This window comes from Curtobacterium sp. VKM Ac-2852, assembly GCF_013205045.1.
Lineage (GTDB): Bacteria > Actinomycetota > Actinomycetes > Actinomycetales > Microbacteriaceae > Curtobacterium > Curtobacterium flaccumfaciens.
Genome location: NZ_JABMLI010000001.1, coordinates 252,859 through 274,747, shown reverse-complemented (window position 1 = coordinate 274,747; position 21,889 = coordinate 252,859). Strand labels below are relative to the sequence as shown.

Below are 21,889 nucleotides of genomic sequence, written 5' to 3'. Positions count from 1 at the left end.
ACATGGAGGTCGACCGAGCAATGACGCTTCCCCCACAGCGCACGCGCGGCACGCGTGACCCAGGCCCCCGCCGCCGAGGCCGCCTCGTCGCGGCCATCGCCGGCCTCGCCGCAGTGGCCCTCGTGGCCACCGGCTGCAGCATCCAGGTCCGCTCCGAACCCGATCCCACCATCGGCAAGGACACGATGCTCATCAACGCGGACCGCGGCAACCCGCTGTTCGACCGCAACTTCAACCCGTACATCGCGAACGCCCGCACGGCCTCCAAGTGGATGTACGAGCCCCTCATCGAGGTGAACCCCCTCGACGGCAAGCGCAACCCGTGGCTCGCCAGCGCGTGGAGCCAGCCCGACGCGAAGACCATCGACATGACGATCCGCTCGGGTGTCGAGTGGTCCGACGGGTCGCCGTTCAGCGCGAAGGACGTCGTCTTCACCTTCGACCTGCTCAAGAAGTTCCCCGCCATGGACGTCAAGGGCGCCTGGCAGCACATCGAGCGCATCGAGCAGGACGGCGACCACGTCGTCTTCCACCTCAAGAGCGAGGACGTCCCGAGCCTGACGATCATCGGGCAGACGTACATCCTCGGTGAGGACCACTGGAGCGGCGTGAAGGACCCGACGACCTGGCGCGACCCGAACCCGGTCGGCACCGGTCCGTTCGTCCTCGGCAACTACACCGACCAGCAGTACTCGATGAACAAGAACCCGAAGTACTGGCAGGCCGACAAGATCGCCATCAAGCACCTCATCCTGCCGGCGACGAACACGCAGCTCGACACGGTCACCCGCGGCTACGACTGGGCGTACTCGTTCATCTCGGACGTCAAGGGCACCTGGGGTGCCGCGTCGAAGACGAACGAGTGGTGGTTCCCGGCCGGCGGTGTGATCGGCCTCATCCCGAACCTCACGAAGGCGCCGTACAACGACGTCAACGTCCGCCGGGGCATCTCGCTCGCGCTGGACCGTGACGCCATCGCCGAGACCGCGTCCGAGGGCAACCTGACGGCGGCGGGCCAGACCGGCCTGATCCTGCCGAACCAGGAGCGCTACCTCAACCCGGACATCCCCGACCAGGGCATGATCACCCAGGACACGAAGGCGGCACTCGCCAGCCTCGAGAAGTCCGGTTACACCGTGCAGGGCGGCAAGGTCGTCAAGGACGGCAAGCAGCTCGCGATCACGATCATGACCGCGAACGGCTACTCCGACTGGCTCCGCGCCGCGCAGGAGGTCCGCCGCGAACTCACCGCCATCGGCATCAAGGTGACGATCCAGGCGCCGCAGCCCGCCGGGTACCAGCAGAACATCAACAACGGCACGTTCGACATGGCGATGGGCGGCATGGGCAACGGTGACGTCTACCAGGCGTTCAACTCCCTGCTCAGCAGCGAGTTCTACCAGCCCGTCGGCAAGTCGACCGTCAACAACTACGAGCGGTACAAGAACGCCGACACCCAGAAGCTCCTCGACGAGTACAAGGCGACGACGGACACCGCGAAGCAGCAGGAGATCCTCGACCAGCTGCAGCAGACCGTCTACGACGAGCTCCCCGTCATCGGCATGTACTACGGCGGACTCTGGGGCCTGTTCAACACCGGCAAGTTCGTCGGCTGGCCGAGCGCGAAGGACCCCTACATGGCACCGCAGAACTACGACTCGGCACCGCTGCTCATCTTCACCAAGCTCCGTCTGCGCGACAGCGCCGCCGGCAAGCAGATCCTGCAGGAGCAGAAGGCCGCGCAGCAGGAGGACCAGAAGTGAAGTACATCCTCCAGAAACTCGTCCTCTTCGTCCTGACCCTCTGGGCCGCGGTCACGCTGAACTTCGTGCTCCCGCGCCTGATGCCCGGCAGCCCGGCCGACGCCGCACTCGCGAAGCTCAGCCAGAACGGTCCGGTCACCGACGCCACCAAGAAGGCCATCGAGGCCCAGCTCGGGGTGCCGACCGGCAACCTCTGGGACCAGTACGTCAGCTACCTGCACCAGGTCATCACCCTCGACTTCGGCACGAGCTACACGTTCTACCCACAGCCCGTCGGCGACCTCGTGTCGAAGGCCCTGCCGTACACGCTGATCCTGGTCGGGGTCGTCACGATCCTGGCGTTCGTCCTCGGCACCCTGATCGGTGTCGCGGCGGCGTGGAAACGCGGCACCTGGCTCGACTCGCTCCCCACCCTCTCGGGCAGCTTCATGTCGACGTTCCCGTACTTCTGGACCGCCCTGCTGCTGCTGTTCTTCCTCGGCTACGTGCTGCACTGGTTCCCGACCACGGGTGCCTACTCGGCGACGACCACGCCGGGCCTGAACGGTGCCTTCTTCGGCGACGCACTGCAGCACGCGGTGCTGCCGGCGGTCACGATCCTGGTGACGAGCCTCGGCGGCTGGATCATCGGCATGCGCAACGCGATGATCAACACCCTCGGTGACGACTACGTGACCTTCGCCGAGGCCAACGGCCTGCGCGGACGCACCGTGGCCATCCGCTACGCGGCCCGCAACGCGATCCTGCCGAACCTGACCGGCTTCGGTCTGGCGCTCGGTGGCGTGGTCGGCGGTTCCGTCCTGGTCGAGCAGGTCTTCGGCTACCCGGGCATCGGCTACCTGCTGTTCAACGCCGTCATCGGGCAGGACTACCCGCTCATGCAGGCCCTCTTCCTGATGATCACCGTGTCGGTGCTCATCGCCAACTTCATCGTGGACGTCATGTACGGCGTCCTGGACCCGAGGACGCGTCGATGACCAACAACGCAACCATCGCCGTGCGAACGCAAGACACGGAAGAACAAGCAGCGCCGTCCAAGTGGCGCGCAGCCGCCCGCCAGTTCGGCGTCGTCTGGTCGAACAAGAAGGCCCGGATCGGCATCATCATCCTCGGCGTCTTCGTGTTCGTGGCGGTCTTCGCCCCGCTCCTGGCCCCGTACGGCGCCAGCCAGAACGGCTTCGCCCGGTCCGCCGACGCGACGCCCGACCACTGGATGGGCACCACCGCCGCCGGCGAGGACGTCCTGTCCCAGATCATCTACGGCGCCCGCATCTCGGTCATGGTCGGCGCGGTCGCGGGCATCCTGTCCACGCTCGTCGCGGTCGCGATCGGCCTCAGCTGGGGCTACGTCCGCGGCTGGATCGCCGAGGTCATCGGGTTCATCGTGAACCTCTTCCTCGTGATCCCGGGGCTGCCCCTGATGATCGTCATCGCCGCCTACCTGCAGAACGGCGGCATCGCGGTGATCATCGCGGTCATCGTCGTGACCGGTTGGGCGTGGGGCGCTCGCGTGCTCCGCTCGCAGACGCAGTCACTGCGCGGCCGGGACTTCGTCACCGCCGCCCAGTTCTCCGGTGAGGGCGCGACCCGCATCGTGTTCCGCGAGATCCTGCCGAACATGACGAGCCTCATCGTCGGCAGCTTCTTCGGAGCCGCCACCAGCGCCATCCTCGCCGAGGCGGGCCTCGAGTTCCTCGGACTCGGCGACTCGTCGATCGTCAGCTGGGGCACGATCCTGTACTGGGCGCAGAACTCGAATGCTCTGCTCACCGGGCAGTGGATCCTGCTCTTCGCGCCGGGTCTCTGCATCGCGCTCCTCGCGATGAGCCTCACCCTGATCAACTTCGGCGTCGACGCCGTGTCCAACCCGCGGCTGCGCGACGGCGCACGGCCCCGTAAGGAGAAGCGCGCATGAGCGGCTTGCCAGAAACGCACCCGGCAGACGGCCTGGAGGCGCCCACCGGCGCCGCCACGGGCCTCCAGTCCGACAGTGGTGCCGTCCAGGGCGACGCCTCCGTCCTGCTCGACGTCCGCGACCTGTCGGTCGTCTACGAGTCGGCCGGCCAGAGTGCCGTCCAGGCCGTCGACCACGTGTCGTTCCAGCTCAAGAAGGGCGAGTTCGTCGGCCTGGTCGGCGAGTCCGGTTCCGGCAAGTCGACGCTCGGCTACGCGCTGACCCGGCTGCAGAAGCCGCCGGCGCGGACGAACGGCGGCAGCATCGTCTTCGCGGGCAAGGACATCCGCGACCTCGACGACGAAGCCCTGCGCCAGCAGCGGCAGGGCGGCTTCGCCATGGTGCTGCAGTCCGGCATGAACGCGCTCAACCCGGTGCGCACCATCCGGAACCACTTCATCGACGTCTTCAAGGCGCACGGCCACGTGTCGCGCGACCGCTGGGACGCCCGGATGAAGGAGCTCATCGAGAAGGTGAAGCTGCCGACCTCGATGCTCGCCCGGTTCCCCGGGGAGCTCTCCGGCGGCATGCGCCAGCGCGTCTCCATCGCCCTGGCGCTCTCGCTCGAGCCGCAGCTGATGGTGTTCGACGAGCCGACGACGGCGCTCGACGTCCTCGTGCAGCACGCCGTGATGGACACGATCATCGAGCTGCAGCGCACCGAGGGCTTCACGGCGATCCTGATCAGCCACGACCTCGGCATCGTCCTCGAGGCCACCGAGCGCGTCCTCGTCATGCACGAGGGCCGGATCGTCGAGGACGGCGGCTCCCGCGAGATCCTCCGCGACCCGCAGGACGAGTACACGCAGATGCTCCTGTCGCACTACGCCGACCCCCGCGCCGAGGTGGTGTCGTTGCCGGGCTTCCCGGACCGCTCGCTCCGAGCCGAGGCCGGCGAGAAGCGGCAGGAGACGACCTCGTCGTTCAGCACCGTCGGGTCCCGCGAGCGCAGTGCCGCCCGCAACCCGATCGTCGTCGACCACATCGTGAAGACCTACCCGGCTCCCCGCCGCGGTGAGCAGCCGGTGCAGGCCGTGCGCGACGTGTCGTTCACCCTGGAGCCCGGGCAGTCGCTCGCCCTGGTCGGCCAGTCCGGTTCGGGCAAGTCGACCATCGCGAAGCTGCTCACCGGCGTCGAGAAGCCGACCACCGGCACCGTCCGGTTCGGGGACCTCGACGTCGCCCGCCTCGGCAAGCGCGGCCTGCGGGACCTCCGCTCCGAGGTCCAGATGGTGTTCCAGGACCCGTACTCGGCGCTCAACCCGCTGCACACGGTCGAGTACACGCTGTCCCGGCCGATCGCGAACTACACCGGGCTGACCGGCCGCGATGCCCGACGCCGGGTGCTCGAGCTGCTCGAGACGGTCGGGCTCACCCCCGTCGAGCAGTTCGCCCAGAAGCTCCCGCACCAGCTCTCCGGCGGGCAGCGGCAGCGCGTGGTGATCGCCCGGGCGCTCGCGAGCGACCCGCAGGTGATCATCGCCGACGAGCCGGTGTCGATGCTCGACGTGACGCTGCGTGCCGGTGTGCTCGCACTGCTCGAGGACCTCCGCGAGCAGTGGGGAGTCTCGCTCCTCTACATCACGCACGACCTGCTGAGTGCGCGGCTCATCACGGACGACATCATGGTGCTCCACGAGGGCGCCGTGGTCGAGCGGGGTCACACGGCCCAGGTGCTGCAGGACCCGCAGGACCCGTACACGATCGCCCTCCTCGACGCTGTTCCCAACCCGCGGAGGACCCTGCGCGCATGACGAACCTGCACGACTTCCCGACGGTCCCGCCGTTCGGCCACCTGCCCACCCCGGACGGCGTCGACGTCGTCGGGATCGACGTCCCGGTCGGGCGGCTCACGGCCTACCGGATCGTGCCCGAGGGGGTGTCGAAGGGCACCGTGCTCATCGTCCCCGGCTACACCGGCTCGAAGGAGGACTGGCGGACCTTCCTACCCGTCCTCCGCGACGCCGGGTGGACCGCGGTCGCGATCAGCCGGCGCGGTCAGGCCGACTCGGCAGCACCGACCGAACCCCGCGACTACTCCCTCGACGAAGAAGCGGCTGACGTCGTCCGGGTCGCACGCCTGCTCGACGACGGCGCCCCCGTGCACCTGGTCGGGCACTCGCTCGGCGGCGTGATCGTCCGGGCCGCCGCGCTCCAGGACCCGACGGCGTTCCGCGACGTCGTGCAGTTCTGCTCCGGGCCGCACGGCTGGCCGTACCGCAAGGTCGCCGAGCTGACGATCCTGCACGACACGGGCGGGAACCTCCGGCAGCTTTTCGACTCGACGAACCCGCTCTGGGCGTACCGGCCGGACGACGAGCTGCCCGACGACGTCCGGATGGTGCGCGACCGCTTCGACGCGACGAGCCCGCTCAGCGTCGTCGCCGGTGGCCACATCCTCGAGGACCACACCGACGCCTCCGACGCCCTGCGCGCCACCGGCCTGCCGGTCCTCGTCGCCCACGGCGAGTGGGACAACGCCTGGCCGATCCCGTGGCAGCGGGCGATGGCCGAGCAGACCGGCGCCGAGTACGTCGTCATCCCCGCGAGCTACCACGGTCCCCAGGTCGAGAACCCGCTCGGGACGGTCGCCGTCTTCGACGCATTCCTGAGCCAGCACTGACTCGAACACGCACTGAAAGGCACCATCATCTCCACGCTGCAGTTCCCCGACGGCTTCCTCTGGGGTGCCGCCACCGCCGCCCACCAGATCGAGGGCAACAACGTCAACAGCAACTGGTGGGTGCACGAGCACGAGCCGGACACCACCATCGTCGAGCCCTCGGGTGACGCGGCGGACAGCTACCACCGGTACCGCGAGGACATCCGCATCGCGGCCGAGCTCGGGCTGAACTCCTACCGGTTCAGCATCGAGTGGGCCCGCATCGAGCCCGAGCGCGGGTTCGTCAGCCGCGCCGAGGTCGACCACTACCGCCGCATGGTCGACGCCTGCCACGAGTTCGGCATCGAGCCGATCGTCACCCTCATGCACTTCACCGTGCCGCGCTGGTTCGAACGCGACGGCTTCTGGCGGGCACCGGACGCCGCCGACCTGTTCGCCCGCTACACCGAGGCCGCGCTCCCCGTGGTGCAGGACGGCGTCCGCTACGTCTGCACGATCAACGAACCGAACATCGCGGCCATGCTCGCCGGCGGCGAGGACGCGGCCAACCTGGTGGCCTTCGGCCTGCCGAACCCGGACCTGGGGGTCGCCGACGCCCTGCTGGCCAGCCACAAGCGGTCGCGCGAGGTCCTGTCACAGGTGTCGGGCCTCCAGTCAGGCTGGACCGTCGCGACCCAGGCGTTCAAGTCCAACGGTGAGCCGGGCGCGGACGCGATGCTCCGCGAGTACGGCTACCCGCGCGACGACTGGTACCTCGAGAACGCCGCGGGCGACGACTTCCTCGGTGTGCAGGCCTACACCCGCACGTTCATCGGTCCGGACGGGCCCCTGCCCGTCGCCGACGACGTCGAGACCACCCTGACCGGCTGGGAGTTCTACCCCGAGGCCTCGGCCGACGGGCTCCGCAGCGCGTGGGAGCTCTCCGGTGGTGTCCCGCTGATGATCACCGAGAACGGCATCGCCACGGCCGACGACTCCCGCCGGCAGGCGTACACGCAGGGCGCGCTCGAGGGCATCCACCGCTGCATCGAGGACGGCATCGAGGTCCTCGGCTACCAGCACTGGTCGCTGCTCGACAACTACGAGTGGGCCTCCGGCTTCCGCCCGACCTTCGGGCTGGTCGCGTGGGACCGCGAGACCTTCGAGCGCACGCCGAAGGACTCCGCACGCTGGTACGGGCGGGTCGCCCAGGCGAACGCCCTCGAGTCGGTCGCCGTCTAGGACGGTCGACCCCGCAGGCGCGCGGCGGACGGGAGGCCCTGCTCCCGTCCGCCGCGCTTCGTCACGTCCGGCACGGGTCGGCCCACGGGCCGTGGTGCGGACAGCGCTCAGGCGTCGGCGAGCAGGTCGGCGACGGCCGTCTCGCGGAGCAGCTCCGCGCGGTCCGCAGCGGTCGAGCCCTCGTCGTCGGCGGCGTCCCGGTCGACGTCGAGCGACAGCACGACGCGGACCGTGTCGAGGTCGCCGGAGTCGACGGCCGCGATCAGCAGCGTCGCGCCCCGTGACCCGCGCGCCCTGGTGTCCGCACCCGCGGCGGCGAGGGCACGCACGATCGCGGTGTGCCCGCCCCACGCAGCGCGGACGATCGGGGTGTTGCCGTCGCCGTCACGGGCCTCCAGGTCGGCGCCCGCTGCGACCAGCACGTCGACCGCCCGTCGCGCGTCGCGGTCGATCGCCAGCGTCAGCGGCGTCCGTCCCTCGGTGTCCTCCAGCTGCAGGGTCGCCCCGCGGCGCAGGAGTTCCTCGAGCATCTCGGGGTGGTCGAACCACGCGGCGGCGTGCAGCGGGGCGAAGCCCCAGCGGGGGTCGACGTCGTCGACGTCACTCGCGTCGTCGGCCAGGTGCAGCCCGCCGAGGTCGCCGTACGCCGCGGCCCGTACCACCTCGGTCGCCCACTCCACCCAACCGTCCGGCACCGGGCCGTGCCAGCCGCGTGCCGGGCGCGACTCGAGGCCGGAGTACACGGACTCGGCGACGCTCCGGATCGCCACCCGGACGCCCCGGAACCGGATCGCGACCTCACCGACGGGGGAGATCAGCAGGCGGAGTTCCCAGGCGTCGTGCTCGTTCAGGTACTCGAGCTCGCCCCGGGCGACGTGCGCGTCACCGGCGAGCAGTGCCGCGGCGTCGACCCCCGGCGGGTCGATGACGGCGTCCCGCAGCCGGAGCGACACCCTGGCGTGGTTCCAGCGGCGCCACAGGCCGCTCGGGGTGTCGAGCACCTCGTCGTTGCGGACCACGATGTCGGCGTGCACGACGACCGGGTCCGGCACACCGTGGCCCGGCAGGTCGACGGGGGTCGTCACGTCGTCCTCGTCGGCGTCCGGGTCGACGACGGCATCGGCGGACTCCACGACCCAGCGTTCGATCCTCGAGTCGGTCCACTTGACGGTCAGGAGCGCGGCGACCGTGGGCGGGGCGTCCTCGAGCAACCGGGTCACGTGTTCGCGCTGGCCGTCGAAGTCCTCGAGGGAGACGTAGCCAACGGAGGGCCAGTTCACTCGACTCCATCGCACGGGACGACCCTACCCGGCAGTGGTCCGTCTCCCCGCGGAGGGCCTCGTCGCGTGCTCTCGTCCAGCTCCGCAGTTCTCCACAGGTGTCACCCTTCCGGAGCAGCGCCGTCCGGAATGTGAGATGTTGAAGACATGCCGCCGCGGACCGTCCCCCGAGTTGCGGTACGGGCTGCGTCCAGGGGTCCTGATCGCGCGACTGCTCGGCTCGAGGACCTGCGGCCATGGCCGGAGCGAGCCCCGGGGAGCAGCAGGCGGCTGGCTCCGCGAGTGAGCGGACGGTCGACGAAGCGGTGGGCGAGCGGCGCCACGGCGAGCATGGCACCGACGGTGATCGTGACGACCACGAACCACGGCACCCAGTACGCGCCCACGGCGGCGAGTGCTGCGGGCACCACCGGCGCCAGGAGCGGATGAACGAGGTACAGCGCGTACGAGGCAGCGCCGCCGGCCATCACCCAGCGGGGCACGAACCGGCCGATCCGATCGTCCAGCCAGACCGCCGAGAACACGACAGCGGAGATCACGAGCGGGACGACGGCCGCCGAGACCTCGAGCCGCTCGGCTCGCAACGAGGCCAGGGTGCCCATGCAGACCGCGATGCCGCCGAGCGACAAGACGGTCAGGACCGGTCGTCGTGCTCGCCACCCGCGGGCGATGACCATGCCGGCGAGGAAGTAGAGCGTCACGTCATCGGCGTAGAACCACCATGCTGACCCGGTGGCCGGGCGCAGGAGTGACGCGGCGGCCGCGAGCGTGAGGATCGGTGCGCAGAGTGCCAACGGGTCGATCCGGATGGCCAGGGCGAGCGTCATCAGCGCGTAGAACGCCATCTCGAAGACCAACGTCCACCCGACGCCCCAGAGCGGATGGATGGCACCGGCTTCGTCGTGACTGGGGATGAACAGGTACGACGCAAGGACCGTGCCCGGGCTGAGGGCCGAGTTGACCACCAACGAGCCGGCCAGGACCACCGCGGCGACCTTGATGGTGGTCATCAGCCAGTAGAGCGGGACGACCCGCGCGAGCCGCGCCCGGGCGAAGCGGTGCCAGGACCCCGGCGCCTGACCGAGGTCGTCGCCGACGAGCACCATCACGAAACCACTGATCGCGAAGAACAGCCAGACGCCCAGTCCGCCGATCCTGTCGAGCTGCGGGGTGTGCTCGTCGAAGCGCTCCGCCGAGTAGTAGCACGCGTGGACGACCACCACGAGGGCGGCTGCGACGTACCGCAGGGCCTGGATGAGACGGAAGGGCTGCTGTCGGGTCGGCATGTAGCAATTCTACATGCAAAATACAAACATACGTGATGATATCGAGCGCGTGCTATGGATATTGCAGGTGATATACTAATGACATGACCACACGAACCGCAGCGCGCGAGGTCGTCTACCTCGGCTGGACGGGGCACGGCAACTACGGCGATGAACTCCTCCTCGAGACGTGGCGTCTCGCCCTCGGGATCGACGCCGTCTCGCCGGTGACTCGACGGGAGCGACTCGCCGATGTCCGGAGCGCGATCCACTCGTACCGCACCGGAGGCCGTACCGAGCGGATGCTCCTCCTCGGTGGCGGGACGGTGCTCGGCTTCCAGAACTGGGCACGGCACGTGGCAGATGCTGCTCGGGTGTACCGCGCAGACGCAGTGGTCGCACTCGGAGCGGGGGCGGCTGAGTCGACCGACACGTTCGCCCTGGGCCTGCAGGAGCGCGACTGGCGGCGCTGGGCGGAGCTCCGATCGATCTTGCTCGGTGTCCGCGGTCCGCTCACAGCGGTGGAGTGCGAGCGGACCTGGGGTCGTCCTGCGGTCGTCGGCGACCCCGCTCTGCTGTACCCGGTCGTGGCGGGCATCGAACACGTCCACGACGCCGACGGCCCGGTCGGTGTGAGCGTCGGCGCTGATCCGGTGTCGCGGTTCGACCCGCGGTCGGTTGCAGCGGCGGTGCGCAGGACGACCGGAGCGGACACCGAGATCGTGTTGTTCGCGCTGTCCCCGAACGACCTCGCCGCCTGTCGAACCCTGCAGTCCGAACTGCACCGCCCGTCGCGGATCCACCGGTTCGACGGCGACGTCCGCGCAACGACCTCGGAGATCAGCCGGTGCAGTCTCATGCTCACCGAGCGACTGCACGGCGCCGTCGCCGCGGTCGGCCTGGGCGTCCCCACGGTGCCGCTCGCCTACGCCTCGAAGTGTGACGACTTCTGGCTCAGCGTCACGGGTGAACGGCCCACGGTCGTTCCGGGCTCGACGGAGCAGCAGATCGTCGATGCTGCAATGCGGGCACTCGACCCCCTGGAGCGCTCGGCGACCCAGGCGCTGGCGAGCACGCTCCGCCAGCGCCTCGTGGTCGGGGTGCAACGGATAGCCGACTGGCGCGAGGGCGTCACCATGACCGACCAGCTCCGCGAGCCGCTCCCGTTCGAGACGGTCGAACCCGCTGGTGCCCACGGAGGTGTTGCCTGATGGAGGCTCAGGAGTACGTCCGGATCCTGCGCAAGAGCTGGCTCCTCATCACGGCGACGGCGCTGCTCGGCATCCTCAGCGGTGGTGCGCTCGCTGCTGCGTCGACACCCGCCTACACCGCGGCGACCCGTCTCTACGTCTCGGTCCGTGCGCAAGAAGGCGCAGCCAGTACGGATCTGAACCAGGGGACGAGCTTCGCGCGACAAGCGATCTCCACCTACGTCGACGTCGTGAACAGCCCGATCGTCCTCGATCGCGCCGGACGCGAGCTGGAGCCGCGCATGACGGCAGCCGAACTCGCGCCGCTCGTCAGCGCTTCGTCCCCTGCCAACACCGTGCTCCTCGAGGTCTCCGTGACGGACACCAGCGCGAAGCGTGCGGCCGAGATCGCGAACGCCGTCGGGGAGTCCTTCGCACGCGTCGTGTCCGAGGACCTCGAGAAGCCGAGCGTCGGGCCGTCCCTCATCGCCGTGAAGACGATCGCGCCGGCAACCGTACCGAGCGCGCCGAGTGCTCCACGGATCCCGCTGATGCTCGCGATCGGCCTCGCGGTGGGTCTCGTGACCGGGGTGGGGATCGCGGTGCTCCGGACGAACCTGGACACGAGGGTCAGGACCGCGGAGCAGATCGAGGCAGTCGCGCGTCGCCCCTACCTGGGCGGGATCTTCGTCGATCCGGACGCCCAGAAACGCCCCCTCATCGTCCACGCCGACCCGAGGAGCCCACGGTCGGAAGCCTTCCGTCGACTCCGGACGAGTCTGCAGTTCGTCGGTCTCGGCGACGCTGGCCGCTCGTTCGTGGTGACCAGTTCCGGGCCGGGCGAGGGCAAGAGCTACGTCGCAGCGAACCTGGCCATCGCCCTTGCCGAGACCGGAGCGAGTGTCGTCCTCGTCGATGCGGACCTCCGGCGCCCCCGTGTGGCGGACTACCTCGGCATCGAGGGGAACGCCGGGCTGACGGACCTGCTCATCGGACGTGCGGAGATCGCCGACGTCCTGCAGCCGTGGGGTGAGCAAGCGCTCTCGGTGCTCCCGTCCGGACGCATCCCCCCGAACCCGAGCGAGATGCTCGGCTCCGCTGCGATGCGTGCAACCGTGGAACACCTGGAGCGCAACTTCGACTACGTCGTGATCGATGCGCCTCCGGTCCTGCTGGTCGCCGATGCCGCCGTGCTCAGCGCGGTCGCCGGCATCCTCTTCGTGGCCGCCGCCGGCAAGGTCCGCAAGGCGGATGTCATCGCGGCACTCCGGGCGCTCGACGCGGTCAAGGCGGTCACGTTCGGCGTGGTCGGCCAGATGCTGCCGCTGCGCGGTGCCGGTGGTGGGTCCTACGGCAAGTACGCCTACTACGACGGCGACATCCCGGTGATCGAGCCGGTGCCCGAGGAGCGGCGCGGCCGACGCGGTCTGACCACATGACCCACGGTGTCAGCTCGACCGTCGCGCGCCCGGTCGGCGCCGCCCTCACCGACCCCGAACCCTCTGGGAGCTGAACTTGTCAATCCTCGTCACCGGCGGCGCCGGGTACATCGGCTCGCACGTGGTGCGCCTCCTCGAGGAGCGAGGCGAGTCGGTCGTCGTGGTCGACGACTTCTCGAGCGGCCTTAGGTCGCGGGTCGGAGCCGTCGTCGTCCAACTCGACCTCGCGGCCGCCGACGCTACGTCAGCACTCATCGACGTCATGCGCGAGCACGACGTGTCCTCGGTGATTCACCTCGCAGCCCTCAAGGACGTCGCGGAATCGGTCGACGAACCGGAGCGCTACTACAGCGTCAACGTCGGAGGACTCGGGCATCTGCTCGAAGCGATGCGGTCTGTCGGCGTCACCCGAATCGTCTTCTCGTCCTCGGCTGCCGTGTACGGCGATGTGCAGGACGTCGTCGTCACGGAGCGGACCCCGTGTTCGCCGATCAATCCGTACGGCCAGACGAAGCTGATCGGTGAGTGGATGCTCGACGCAGCGCACCACGCCTGGGGGCTGCGGGCGATCTCGCTGCGCTACTTCAACGTCGCCGGCGCCGGATGGGACGACCTCGCGGACACGGCTGCCAAGAACCTCATCCCGATCGTGGTGGATCGGATCCTTCGCGGTGAGTCACCGGTCGTCTACGGCGACGACCATGACACCCCGGACGGCACCTGCATCCGCGACTATATCCACGTCGCAGACCTCGCACGGGCGCACCTCGCCGCGGTCGACACGCTCCGCGACGCCAGCGACTTCGCCGGCCCGGTCAACATCGGCACGGGCAAGGGGGCGTCCGTCCGAGAGGTCGTGGCCGAGGTGAGCAGCGCCCTCGGTCGACCGAGCACCCTGCGGGTCGCCGCAGCTCGTGCTGGCGATCCCGCCGCGGTCGTCGCGGACCCGTCCGTCGCAGCCGATCAGCTCGGGTGGCGGGCTCGTCACGGTCTCGACGCGATCGTCCGGTCCGCCCTCGGAGCAGTCCACTCCTGACGCACGCTGATGAGCGCGCTGTTCGCATCGACGCGCGGAGCGCCCGGGAGCCGCTGCGTTCTCGGCTCGGGACTCGTCAGAGTCGCCGCGACACGGGCACCCAGCGGAGCACGGCATGGAGCGCAGGGAAGACAACCCACGGCGCGGTCGCGGCGATCAGCCGGACGGGCACAGCGATGTCCGACGGTACGGCGACGAGGATGCCGAGCGAACACGCGAGCGTGACGACCCGCACAGTCGTGAGCTCGGCGTTCGATCGGCGGTAGCGCTGGAACGTCGAGAACACGGTGCTGGTCCACAGTGCTGCCACCAGGAGGCAAGCGACGACGCTGAACGGGACTGCGTCGGAGAGCGCGGTCAGGCGGATGGCGCTGAGGACGAACGGCACGACCGCAGCAGCCGTCGTGCCCCAGAGCACGCCGGCCAGGATCGCGCTCGCGGCGATCGTTGCGGGGAAGGCGAGCGACCGCAACCGTGCGCGGAAGGACGACGGCACAGCTCGAGTGGGATCCCGGTGATCGGCCGATCGTTCCTCGAGCGCGCGGCCTCGCATCGAGCGGATGACGGTCGGGGAGAGTCCTGTCTGCAGCATCTGGAACGGTCCCGCGATGAGGGTGGTGCAGCTCCGGAACGCGCCGGCCACGGCGAGTGACGTCGATGCGCCGAGCGCGATCACCACCGCGCTCATCGTGGTGCCGATCAGGACGCCGTCGAGCGCGAGGAACGGGATGTCCCGCCGGTACTCATCGAGGAAGACCCGGACGCTCCACGACCCGGTCGGGCGTCCGCGCAGTGCGAGTCCTGCGGCACCCACTCCGTACGCGATCGTCATCGCCACCGGCAGCGCCACCGACGCGTCGACGCCGGGCAACAGCCCGACAGCACAGAGTCCAGCCAGGACCACCATCACCACGGCGTCGGTCGAGACGACGCGGCCGTAGCGGACAGCCGACATCTCGACCGATCGTGTCGTGTCGTACAGGGCGTACGTGACGAGTGCGGCTGCGAGCGCGAGTCCGGATGCGGCGGTTGCGAGACCGAGACCGACGACCGCGATCGTGATCGACGCGGGAGCCGCTGCGACGAGGGTGAGCAGCACCGCAGCGCGGCGTGCGGCTCGAGACCGTTCCGGGTCGCCTGACAGGTAGATGACGACGGGCAGTGCTCCGAACCCGCGTACGAAGCCGGCCGCCATGAAGAACACGGAGAGCAGAACGGCGAAACGGCCCCATCCGTCGGGAGTGAGGCGGGCGGTGCCGACGATCGTGATGCCCATCTGGCCCAGGCTCAGCATTGCCTGAGCGGCGAAGGGGAGCGCGAGTCGGCCGAGTCGCTGCATGTTCGCGCCTCTCTCATTATGGATGTCACGTGTTAGTATATCACCGACCTGTGGGCGACCCACCTGATGAGTGAAGGACCGAGATGCTGACATTTGCCGAGTTCGAGCGAACCGAGATCGCGGGCGTGCCGATCATCGTCGCGACCCGTGACGAAGCGATCGAACAGATCGCGGCGGTCGCGCAGAGCGGTGGTGCCGGTGACGTCCACCTGGCGAACTCGTACGTGATCTCCCTCACCGCGCAGGACGAGGACTACCACCGGCTCATCGCCTCCGGGGCGGCCGTCTACCCGGACGGGAAGCCCCTCACGTGGGTGTCGAGAGTGCTCCCGGGCCGCGCGCTGTCGCAGGTCAGGGGCCCGTCGCTGTTCCCGGACATGATGGACCGGGGGCGGGCCCGGGGACTCCGGCACTTCTTGCTCGGCAACACGGACGAGGTGCTGGCATCCCTCCGCGCCGAACTCGAGCGGCGGTACCCGGGCGTCTCGATCGTCGGGACGCACCGCTCGTACTTCCGGCCGCTGATCGACGACGAGCTCGCCGCGCAGGACGCCGAGATCGTCGCCGCTGATCCGGACATCATCTGGGTCGGCCTCGGCACACCGCTGCAGGACGTCGAGACGCGACGGATCGCCGAACACCTCGGGAAGGTCGCGATCGGGGTCGGGGTGGCGTTCGACTTCATCGCGGGGACGAAGCCAGTGGCTCCGGAGTGGATGACCCGTGCCGGGCTGGAGTGGGTCTTCCGGCTCGCGAGCGAACCGCGCCGTCTCTGGAAGCGCTACCTCATCGGGAACTTCGTGTTCCTCCGCGCCGCCTTGCGGCGACGCCGATGACCGGCGGACGCGTGGCGGTCGTCAGCCAGGTTCCTCCGCCCGTGCACGGCCAGACCGTGATGACCCTCCGTTTCCTCGACGTGTTGGAGCGGCTGGGGCGACCGTCACGACTCATCGACCGTCGGTTCAGTGCGACGGTCGCCGAGGTCGGTGTGCCTTCGCTGCGCAAGGTGGTCGCGGTGGTCGGACTGCTCACCCGTGTCGTCTGGACGAGCGTCCGTTTCCGGCCCGAGGTGGTCGTGGTGTTCGTCACCACCCGGGGCGGATCGTTCCTCGTCGACTGGGCCGTGTCCGAGCTCCTGCGGCTCTTCCGGAGTTCTCTGGTGCTCTACGTGCACTCGGTCGGCTTCGAGGACCTCCGTCGTCGAGGTCGGTTGTGGGCGTGGTGTGTCGATCGTCTCCTCGGCTCGAGCGACCGGATCGTCACACTCGGTCCGTCCCTGCTCGCAGACCTGCCGGGCCGCGCTGCACTGTGTCTCGCCAACACTCCGGGCCCGGTGCCGGCAGTGACCACCGCGGCCGACCCGTGCAGCGTCCTCTTCCTGTCGAACCTCATCCCCGGCAAGGGCGCCGAGGACTTCGCGCGGATCGCCGGCCTCCTCCGTGGTCGCTCCGGGACCGAGCGCTGGCGTTTCACGCTGGCGGGTTCGCCCGCCGATGCAGCCGTCGTCGCAGCGGTCGAACGGGAACTGGTCGACGCTGACGCCACGGCGCGTGTCGCGGTCGTGGGCGCGCTCGGTGCGGCGGAGAAGTGGCAAGCGTTGGCGGTGTCGACGTGTCTTGCCTTCACGTCGTCGCTCGAAGAGGCGCAGCCGTTGACGATCGTCGAGGCGTTCGCGAGCGGCACGCCTGTGGTCGCGTACCGCGTCGGCGGCGTTCCGGACCTCATCGAGCACGGTGTCAACGGCTTCCTCGTCGACGTCGGCGACGATGATGCGTTCGCCGATGCCATCGAGTCCCTGATCAGAGACCCTGCACTCCGCGGACGTCTGTCCGCTGGTGCCTCGCGGACCTTCTCGGCGCGTCTGTCCGAGCACGCCTACACGGACGCCTGGCGACACGTCCTCGACGAGAGCACCCGATGAGCGTCGGTCCCGGCACGACGTTCCTTCCGAGCCGTCGATCGTTCCGAGGACACCGCTGGCGAGCCCCTGCCCTGCCCTGGCTCACCTGGGTGGCGGTGGCGATGGCGGTCGTGATCGACACGAGTGGCCGTGTCGGTCTGGGGCCGGTGAGCCTCTCCGCGTTCATCTCGCTCGGTGTGATGGCGGTGCTCATCGCGCTGGCACCGCTCGTCGTGGGAGCGGGACTCGCAACCGTCCCCTTGCCGTTGCTCCTGTTCTACGGCTTCGTCGTCGTCCGTCTCGTCCTCGCTCCCAACCCCGACGGGCTCCAGAACGCGGCGATCCTCACCATGTTCACCTTCGGCATCGCGTTCTCGGCGCGGTCTGCGACGGTGGAGATCGCCGGCGCGACGCTCCGGGTGTTCGCCGGTGTCGGTGTCCTGGTCGCCGTCGTGTTCGTTGTTGGCAGTGTGTCGGGTGCGGACGTCTACATGACCCGTGCGTTCGCCCTCACTGCCCTCGTGCTGCTGTCCGCTGCGGTGGTGCTGCCACCGACGGACCTCCTTGCCCGTGCCGCTCCGATCGTGATCGTCGGGGCCATCGTGCTCAGCCTGTCCCGCACTGCGTCCGCGATCAGCATCCTGATGCTGGTGGGACTCGTCGTCCGGCTCCGCCGCGGACACCGGCTCCTGCTCGCCTGTGGCGCGGTGACCGGCGTCGCGCTCGCCACATGGGTGCTCCTGACGTCCTTCGCACCGTTGCGCGATCGCTTCCTCGTCGGCGACAACGCGGTCGAGGTCGGTGGCCTCGCGATCAACACCTCCGGCCGTTCGGCGCTCTGGGAAGCAGTCAGCCAGAACGCGATGCACGCGCCCTTCTTCGGCCATGGTCCTGGCTCCGCGGTCGTCTTCGTGACGGAGCGGTTCGGTGGGATCACGCAGCCGCACAACGAGTACCTCCGCGTCCTGCACGACGAGGGGCTCGTCGGACTGATCCCGTTCGTCCTGGGCTGTCTGCTCGTGCTCGTCCGTGTCATCAAGCGGATCGCACGGACGGACCAGCCGATCCACTGGGCCGCGCTGTTCGCCCTGACGGCGACACTCGCTGCCGCCGCCACGGACAACGTCCTCGTCTACCCGTTCGTCCTGCTTCCCGCTTCGGTCCTCATCGGGCTGTCGCTCGGTCTCCCGGTCGGTCTCTCCGAGCAACCGACGAAGGGAGCGCGCGCACGAGAGCCTCGAATCGGCGACCGCGGACTCCTCGGAGCATCCCGATGACCGGTCGCCCCGACATCGCAGTCGTGATGAGCGCGTACAACGCCGTCGACACGATCATCCCCGCCGTGCGCTCGCTCCTCGACCAGACCGAGGTCGCCGTAGAGGTCGTGGTGTTCGACGACGGATCGACCGACGGGACCGATCTCGCGCTGGGATCACTCGCCGATCCGAGGCTCCGCGTGATCCGTTCCCCGCACAACGTCGGTCGATCGGTCGGACGCCACCGCGCCATCCGAGCGACGACCGCAGCGGTGATCGCGATCGCTGACGCGGACGATGTCGCGCTTCCTGGAAGGCTCGCGGCACACGTCCGACAGCTCCGGGGAAACCCGCACGCGGTCGCGACGTTCGGCAGGCTCGTCGAGCAGCGTGGCTCGCGGACGATCCTCGCCGATCGCTTCCCACCCGACTCCGATGCCGTCGACGCGATGTTCGAGCGCGGTCAGATGCCGGTGGCGCACCCGGCGAGTGCGTTCCGCCGCGAGTGGTACCTCGACACCGGCGGGTACGACCCACAGATCCGTTGGTGCGAGGACTACGACCTGTTCGCACGCGGATGGCGCCCAGGAGCCGTCGTGCCCGACCCCGCACCCGTCGTGGTCTACGCGTCCCCTGGAGCCGTCCGGCCGTGGCGCTACTGGTGGGAGAACGAGCGGCACCGTCGTGCGATCACCGCCCGTGTCCTCGCGGCCGGCCGCTCTCGAGCCGGTGCGACTCCCATCGCGCCCTACCTCCGTGCTGCCAGCGCCCCACCACGTCGCGCCCTCGAGGTGCTCCGGTACGTCGCTGTGTCAGCTCGCGACGCCGTTCGCGAACGGCGGCGTCTCAACCGTCCCTCAGAAGAAGGAAGCAGAAACAGATGAACACCACCAAGACCGTCCTCATCACCGGGGGTGCCGGCTTCATCGGCTGCGCCCTGTCCCAGCGGCTCGCGAGTTCGTTCACCCGCTGGGTGGTGGTCGACTCGCTGCACCCACAGGTGCACCCCGAGCGCGTCCGACCGGATGGACTCCACGACTCGGCAGAGCTCGTGGTGGGCGACATCACGAAGAGCGCGACCTGGGACCGTGTGCTCTCGGACATCCGCCCGGACATCGTGATCCACCTCGCTGCAGAGACAGGAACAGCGCAGTCGCTCGACGAGGCTTCGCGTCATGCCGAGGTGAACGTCGTCGGCACCACGCGCATGCTCGACGGGTTCGGTCGTCACGGCATCGTCCCCGAGCGGATCCTGCTCAGCAGCAGTCGTGCCGTGTACGGCGAGGGGCGCTGGATCTCCGAGCGGGGGGACGTCCGGTACCCGGGCCAGCGCAGTCACGGACAGCTCGAGCGTGGGGCGTGGGACTTCGACGGACTGGTGCCGCTCCCCGCACGCGCCGGCGACAACGTCCCGCATCCGACGAGCGTCTACGGGTCGACCAAGCTGTCGCAGGAGCAGATCCTGGCGGCATGGGTGGGAGCGCGCGACACGGCGTTGACCGTGCTGCGCCTGCAGAACGTGTTCGGGCCCGGCCAGTCCCTGACGAACAGCTACACCGGGATCGTCTCGTTGTTCTCGCAGCTCGCCCGTGCCGGTCAGAGTATCCCGATCTACGAGGACGGCGAGATCACCCGCGACTTCGTCTTCATCGACGACATCGCCGACGCCTTCGTCGCTGCCCTCGGGACCGCTCGCTCGGTCGGGACCACGACGTTCGACGTGGGGTCCGGCGTGCCTTCGACGATCAACGATCTCGCTCGGACGATCGCCCATCACCACGGAGCACCCGCGCCGCACATCACCGGGGCGTTCCGTGACGGCGACGTCCGGTTCGCCGCGTGTGACGTTGCTCCGACGGTCGCTGCGCTCGACTGGCAGCCGCAGTGGAACCTGGACGCTGGCGTCGTGCGCCTGCAGGACTGGATCGACGGCCAGCTCGGAACGCCGGTCGAGGCACGGCTGGCGGGCTGACGCGCTCGCACAAGAAGCCCCGACCGCTCCCGTGTGGAGCGGTCGGGGCTTCTTGCTTCCCGCTGAGTACCTTCCGGTCATTGATCGACGCACACGTCGTCCGCCGCAATCAACCAGGGCGATGCTGGGGAGCGCACGAAGATGCCCCGGCTGCTCGTAATGAGCAGCCGGGGCATCTCGTGGTGTGCGGGAACAACACGCTCGTGCGCGTGCTACTCCGCGGTGATCTCGTTCTGCTCGCCCTTGTCGTCGACCGTGGGGGTGTTCGCGGCCTTCACCACGTTGCCGTTCGAGCCGGCACCGATGGTCACCGATCCGATCGACTCCGCACGGACCGTGTTGATGGCACCCGTGATCGAAACGTGCCCGACGGCTCCGGACACCGTGACGAGCGAATTGGACGCGGAGATCTCGACGTTCTCGCAGTCGCCCTGCACGGTGAGCTCAGCGCTGTCGTCGGTGACCTTCGCGGTCCCGTCCTTGCACGCGACGTCCTTCTTGACCACGGGCGGGGTCGTCGCTGCGGACGTCGGGCTGGAGCTGGGCTTGGCCGTGTTCGTCTCTGCCGCCGTGCAGCCCGCGAGGGTGGCGATGGCAAAGGCGGCCGTGGCGATGGCGAGTGGCTTGATGAACTGCATGAGAGATCCTGACGTCGATTGCATTGTGTGGTTGGGAAGGGGCGAGGCCCAGGTCGCGGTGAGCGAGCCTGGGCCTCGACGAGTGCTCCGGATTCGGAGTGCTCAGCTCACCGTGAAGGAGAACTGTGCGGTCGTGTCCGAGCCAGGCAGGGACTGCAGCACGGTGCCGGTGTAGCGACCCGCCGGCAGCGTGACGGTCGACGTCAGCGTCCACGTGCCGTCGTCCTTGACCGTTCCCGTGGCCAGGCTGGTGCCACCAGAGCCCTTGATGACCAGAGGCGCCTTCGGCGTGCCCTCCCCGGAGAACACCGGCGTGCCGCCGGTCAGGGTCGCGCCGATCTCGGGGCTCTCGAGCGTCACCGCAGTGAACTCGACACGGAACTGGAACGGGGCGGTGGTCACCTTGCCGTCAGCGACCTGTCGAACGGTCCCGGAGTAGGAACCGGCTCCGAGCGCGATCGTCGAGGTGACGTCGAACTCGCCGTTGCTCCGCACCTTGCCCGAAGCGAGCTGGGACCCGGAAGCACCGGTCACGGTGATGTCGGCGTCCGGAGTCCCCTTACCGGTGAAGACCGGGTTCGGGGTGACGACCACCGCGTTCTGTGCAGGAGCGGTCAGCGAAACGGGGATCATGGGTGCGGCGACGGTGAAGCGGAAGTCGGCCGAGGTGGTCTTGCCGTTGACGGTCTGCCATGCCTTGCCGGCGTAGCTGCCCAGTGCGAGGGTGACGTCAGAGGTTGCTTCCCAGGTGCCGTCGTCCTTCACGGTGGCGGTGGCGAGGAGGGTGCCGTAGGTGCCCTTGACCTCGACGGTCGCGCCGGGCTGGCCCTCACCCGTGAAGACGGGCTTGGTGTTGGTGACCTCGGCGCCGATCGCCGGGGCGGCCAGCGTCACCGGGGCGATCGCCTGCACGACGGTGAAGCGGAAGTCCGCCGTGGTGGTCTTGCCGTTGACGGTCTGCCATGCCTTGCCGGCGTAGCTGCCCAGTGCGAGGGTGACGTCAGAGGTTGCTT

19 protein-coding genes are annotated in these 21,889 nt (G+C 69.2%); 14 read left to right on the top strand and 5 right to left on the bottom strand.

Going from position 1 to position 21,889, the window contains the following annotated elements:
• Positions 1–20: 20 nt before the first annotated feature.
• The 6 genes from HQQ79_RS01285 to HQQ79_RS01260 are packed head-to-tail and all read left to right on the top strand — an operon-like array spanning position 21 to position 7,561.
• The gene (locus tag HQQ79_RS01285) at positions 21–1,763 is read left to right on the top strand and encodes an ABC transporter substrate-binding protein (RefSeq protein ID WP_216852144.1); all 1,743 of its coding nucleotides are present in this window, start codon (positions 21–23) and stop codon (positions 1,761–1,763) included.
• Positions 1,760–2,740 (top strand): ABC transporter permease, encoded by a 981-nt coding sequence (locus tag HQQ79_RS01280; RefSeq protein ID WP_017886395.1) that lies wholly within the window; start codon positions 1,760–1,762, stop codon positions 2,738–2,740. The genes HQQ79_RS01285 and HQQ79_RS01280 overlap by 4 nt, the downstream gene beginning before the upstream one ends.
• The gene (locus HQQ79_RS01275) at positions 2,737–3,678 is read left to right on the top strand and encodes an ABC transporter permease (protein WP_110858726.1); all 942 of its coding nucleotides are present in this window, start codon (positions 2,737–2,739) and stop codon (positions 3,676–3,678) included. Before HQQ79_RS01280 ends, HQQ79_RS01275 begins: the two co-directional genes overlap by 4 nt.
• Positions 3,675–5,471, top strand: coding sequence for an ABC transporter ATP-binding protein (locus HQQ79_RS01270; RefSeq protein ID WP_216852143.1), 1,797 nt, complete (start codon positions 3,675–3,677; stop codon positions 5,469–5,471). The genes HQQ79_RS01275 and HQQ79_RS01270 overlap by 4 nt, the downstream gene beginning before the upstream one ends.
• Positions 5,468–6,340 carry an alpha/beta fold hydrolase gene (locus HQQ79_RS01265; protein WP_051596585.1) on the top strand — a complete coding sequence of 291 codons (873 nt, stop codon included), beginning with the start codon at positions 5,468–5,470 and terminating at the stop codon, positions 6,338–6,340. Before HQQ79_RS01270 ends, HQQ79_RS01265 begins: the two co-directional genes overlap by 4 nt.
• A gap of 36 nt (positions 6,341–6,376) precedes the next feature.
• Positions 6,377–7,561: a glycoside hydrolase family 1 protein gene (locus HQQ79_RS01260; protein WP_216852199.1), complete on the top strand. Its 1,185-nt coding sequence runs from the start codon at positions 6,377–6,379 to the stop codon at positions 7,559–7,561.
• Positions 7,562–7,668: 107 nt separating this feature from the next.
• Here HQQ79_RS01260 and HQQ79_RS01255 read toward each other — a convergent pair whose 3' ends face one another.
• Complete coding sequence (locus tag HQQ79_RS01255) at positions 7,669–8,856, bottom strand: ankyrin repeat domain-containing protein (RefSeq protein ID WP_173032242.1); 1,188 nt, start codon at positions 8,854–8,856, stop codon at positions 7,669–7,671.
• Positions 8,857–8,942: 86 nt separating this feature from the next.
• Positions 8,943–10,127, bottom strand: a complete 1,185-nt coding sequence (locus HQQ79_RS01250; protein ID WP_173032241.1) for an acyltransferase — start codon at positions 10,125–10,127, stop codon at positions 8,943–8,945.
• An 83-nt stretch (positions 10,128–10,210) separates the two neighbouring features.
• Between HQQ79_RS01250 and HQQ79_RS01245 the strand changes: the two genes are divergently transcribed.
• The 3 genes from HQQ79_RS01245 (at position 10,211) to galE (ending at position 13,771) form a co-directional block, all read left to right on the top strand.
• Positions 10,211–11,317 carry a polysaccharide pyruvyl transferase family protein gene (locus tag HQQ79_RS01245; RefSeq protein WP_173032240.1) on the top strand — a complete coding sequence of 369 codons (1,107 nt, stop codon included), beginning with the start codon at positions 10,211–10,213 and terminating at the stop codon, positions 11,315–11,317.
• Complete coding sequence (locus HQQ79_RS01240; protein ID WP_173032239.1) at positions 11,317–12,735, top strand: polysaccharide biosynthesis tyrosine autokinase; 1,419 nt, start codon at positions 11,317–11,319, stop codon at positions 12,733–12,735. Before HQQ79_RS01245 ends, HQQ79_RS01240 begins: the two co-directional genes overlap by 1 nt.
• Before the next feature lie 76 nt (positions 12,736–12,811).
• Positions 12,812–13,771, top strand: a complete 960-nt coding sequence (galE, locus tag HQQ79_RS01235; protein ID WP_071246145.1) for a UDP-glucose 4-epimerase GalE — start codon at positions 12,812–12,814, stop codon at positions 13,769–13,771.
• Positions 13,772–13,847: 76 nt separating this feature from the next.
• On the opposite strand, the gene HQQ79_RS01230 is transcribed toward galE, so the two are convergent.
• Positions 13,848–15,110 (bottom strand): hypothetical protein, encoded by a 1,263-nt coding sequence (locus HQQ79_RS01230; protein WP_173032238.1) that lies wholly within the window; start codon positions 15,108–15,110, stop codon positions 13,848–13,850.
• Between the two features lie 83 nt (positions 15,111–15,193).
• Here HQQ79_RS01230 and HQQ79_RS01225 point away from each other — a divergent pair, with 83 nt between their 5' ends.
• From HQQ79_RS01225 to HQQ79_RS01205, 5 genes are read left to right on the top strand one after another with little or no spacing between them, the layout of a single operon-like run.
• Entirely contained in the window at positions 15,194–15,946 is a 753-nt protein-coding gene (locus HQQ79_RS01225; protein WP_173032237.1) for a WecB/TagA/CpsF family glycosyltransferase, read from the top strand.
• 41 nt (positions 15,947–15,987) lie between these two features.
• Positions 15,988–17,031 carry a glycosyltransferase family 4 protein gene (locus HQQ79_RS01220; RefSeq protein WP_173032236.1) on the top strand — a complete coding sequence of 348 codons (1,044 nt, stop codon included), beginning with the start codon at positions 15,988–15,990 and terminating at the stop codon, positions 17,029–17,031.
• On the top strand, positions 17,028–18,287 hold the full coding sequence (locus HQQ79_RS01215; protein WP_173032235.1) for an O-antigen ligase: 1,260 nt from the start codon (positions 17,028–17,030) through the stop codon (positions 18,285–18,287). Before HQQ79_RS01220 ends, HQQ79_RS01215 begins: the two co-directional genes overlap by 4 nt.
• A complete protein-coding gene (locus HQQ79_RS01210; protein ID WP_173032234.1) occupies positions 18,284–19,150 on the top strand; it encodes a glycosyltransferase family 2 protein in 867 nt (288 codons plus the stop codon). The genes HQQ79_RS01215 and HQQ79_RS01210 overlap by 4 nt, the downstream gene beginning before the upstream one ends.
• Positions 19,147–20,238, top strand: a complete 1,092-nt coding sequence (locus HQQ79_RS01205) for an NAD(P)-dependent oxidoreductase (protein ID WP_173032233.1) — start codon at positions 19,147–19,149, stop codon at positions 20,236–20,238. Before HQQ79_RS01210 ends, HQQ79_RS01205 begins: the two co-directional genes overlap by 4 nt.
• Before the next feature lie 212 nt (positions 20,239–20,450).
• On the opposite strand, the gene HQQ79_RS01200 is transcribed toward HQQ79_RS01205, so the two are convergent.
• Complete coding sequence (locus HQQ79_RS01200) at positions 20,451–20,876, bottom strand: DUF3060 domain-containing protein (protein WP_173032232.1); 426 nt, start codon at positions 20,874–20,876, stop codon at positions 20,451–20,453.
• A 102-nt stretch (positions 20,877–20,978) separates the two neighbouring features.
• The coding region (locus HQQ79_RS01195) for an Ig-like domain-containing protein (protein ID WP_254066046.1) at positions 20,979–21,889 on the bottom strand (911 nt) is incomplete at its 5' end.

Bases quoted from the DNA above. Each gene is read 5' to 3' on its own strand.
- HQQ79_RS01285 (WP_216852144.1), top strand. From the start codon at position 21: ATGACGCTTCCCCCACAGCGCACGCGCGGCACGCGTGACCCAGGCCCC.
- HQQ79_RS01275 (WP_110858726.1), top strand. From the start codon at position 2,737: ATGACCAACAACGCAACCATCGCCGTGCGAACGCAAGACACGGAAGAA.
- HQQ79_RS01270 (WP_216852143.1), top strand. From the start codon at position 3,675: ATGAGCGGCTTGCCAGAAACGCACCCGGCAGACGGCCTGGAGGCGCCC.
- HQQ79_RS01265 (WP_051596585.1), top strand. From the start codon at position 5,468: ATGACGAACCTGCACGACTTCCCGACGGTCCCGCCGTTCGGCCACCTG.
- HQQ79_RS01250 (WP_173032241.1), bottom strand. From the start codon at position 10,127: ATGCCGACCCGACAGCAGCCCTTCCGTCTCATCCAGGCCCTGCGGTAC.
- HQQ79_RS01245 (WP_173032240.1), top strand. From the start codon at position 10,211: ATGACCACACGAACCGCAGCGCGCGAGGTCGTCTACCTCGGCTGGACG.
- HQQ79_RS01240 (WP_173032239.1), top strand. From the start codon at position 11,317: ATGGAGGCTCAGGAGTACGTCCGGATCCTGCGCAAGAGCTGGCTCCTC.
- HQQ79_RS01230 (WP_173032238.1), bottom strand. From the start codon at position 15,110: ATGCAGCGACTCGGCCGACTCGCGCTCCCCTTCGCCGCTCAGGCAATG.
- HQQ79_RS01225 (WP_173032237.1), top strand. From the start codon at position 15,194: ATGCTGACATTTGCCGAGTTCGAGCGAACCGAGATCGCGGGCGTGCCG.
- HQQ79_RS01215 (WP_173032235.1), top strand. From the start codon at position 17,028: ATGAGCGTCGGTCCCGGCACGACGTTCCTTCCGAGCCGTCGATCGTTC.
- HQQ79_RS01210 (WP_173032234.1), top strand. From the start codon at position 18,284: ATGACCGGTCGCCCCGACATCGCAGTCGTGATGAGCGCGTACAACGCC.
- HQQ79_RS01205 (WP_173032233.1), top strand. From the start codon at position 19,147: ATGAACACCACCAAGACCGTCCTCATCACCGGGGGTGCCGGCTTCATC.
- HQQ79_RS01200 (WP_173032232.1), bottom strand. From the start codon at position 20,876: ATGCAGTTCATCAAGCCACTCGCCATCGCCACGGCCGCCTTTGCCATC.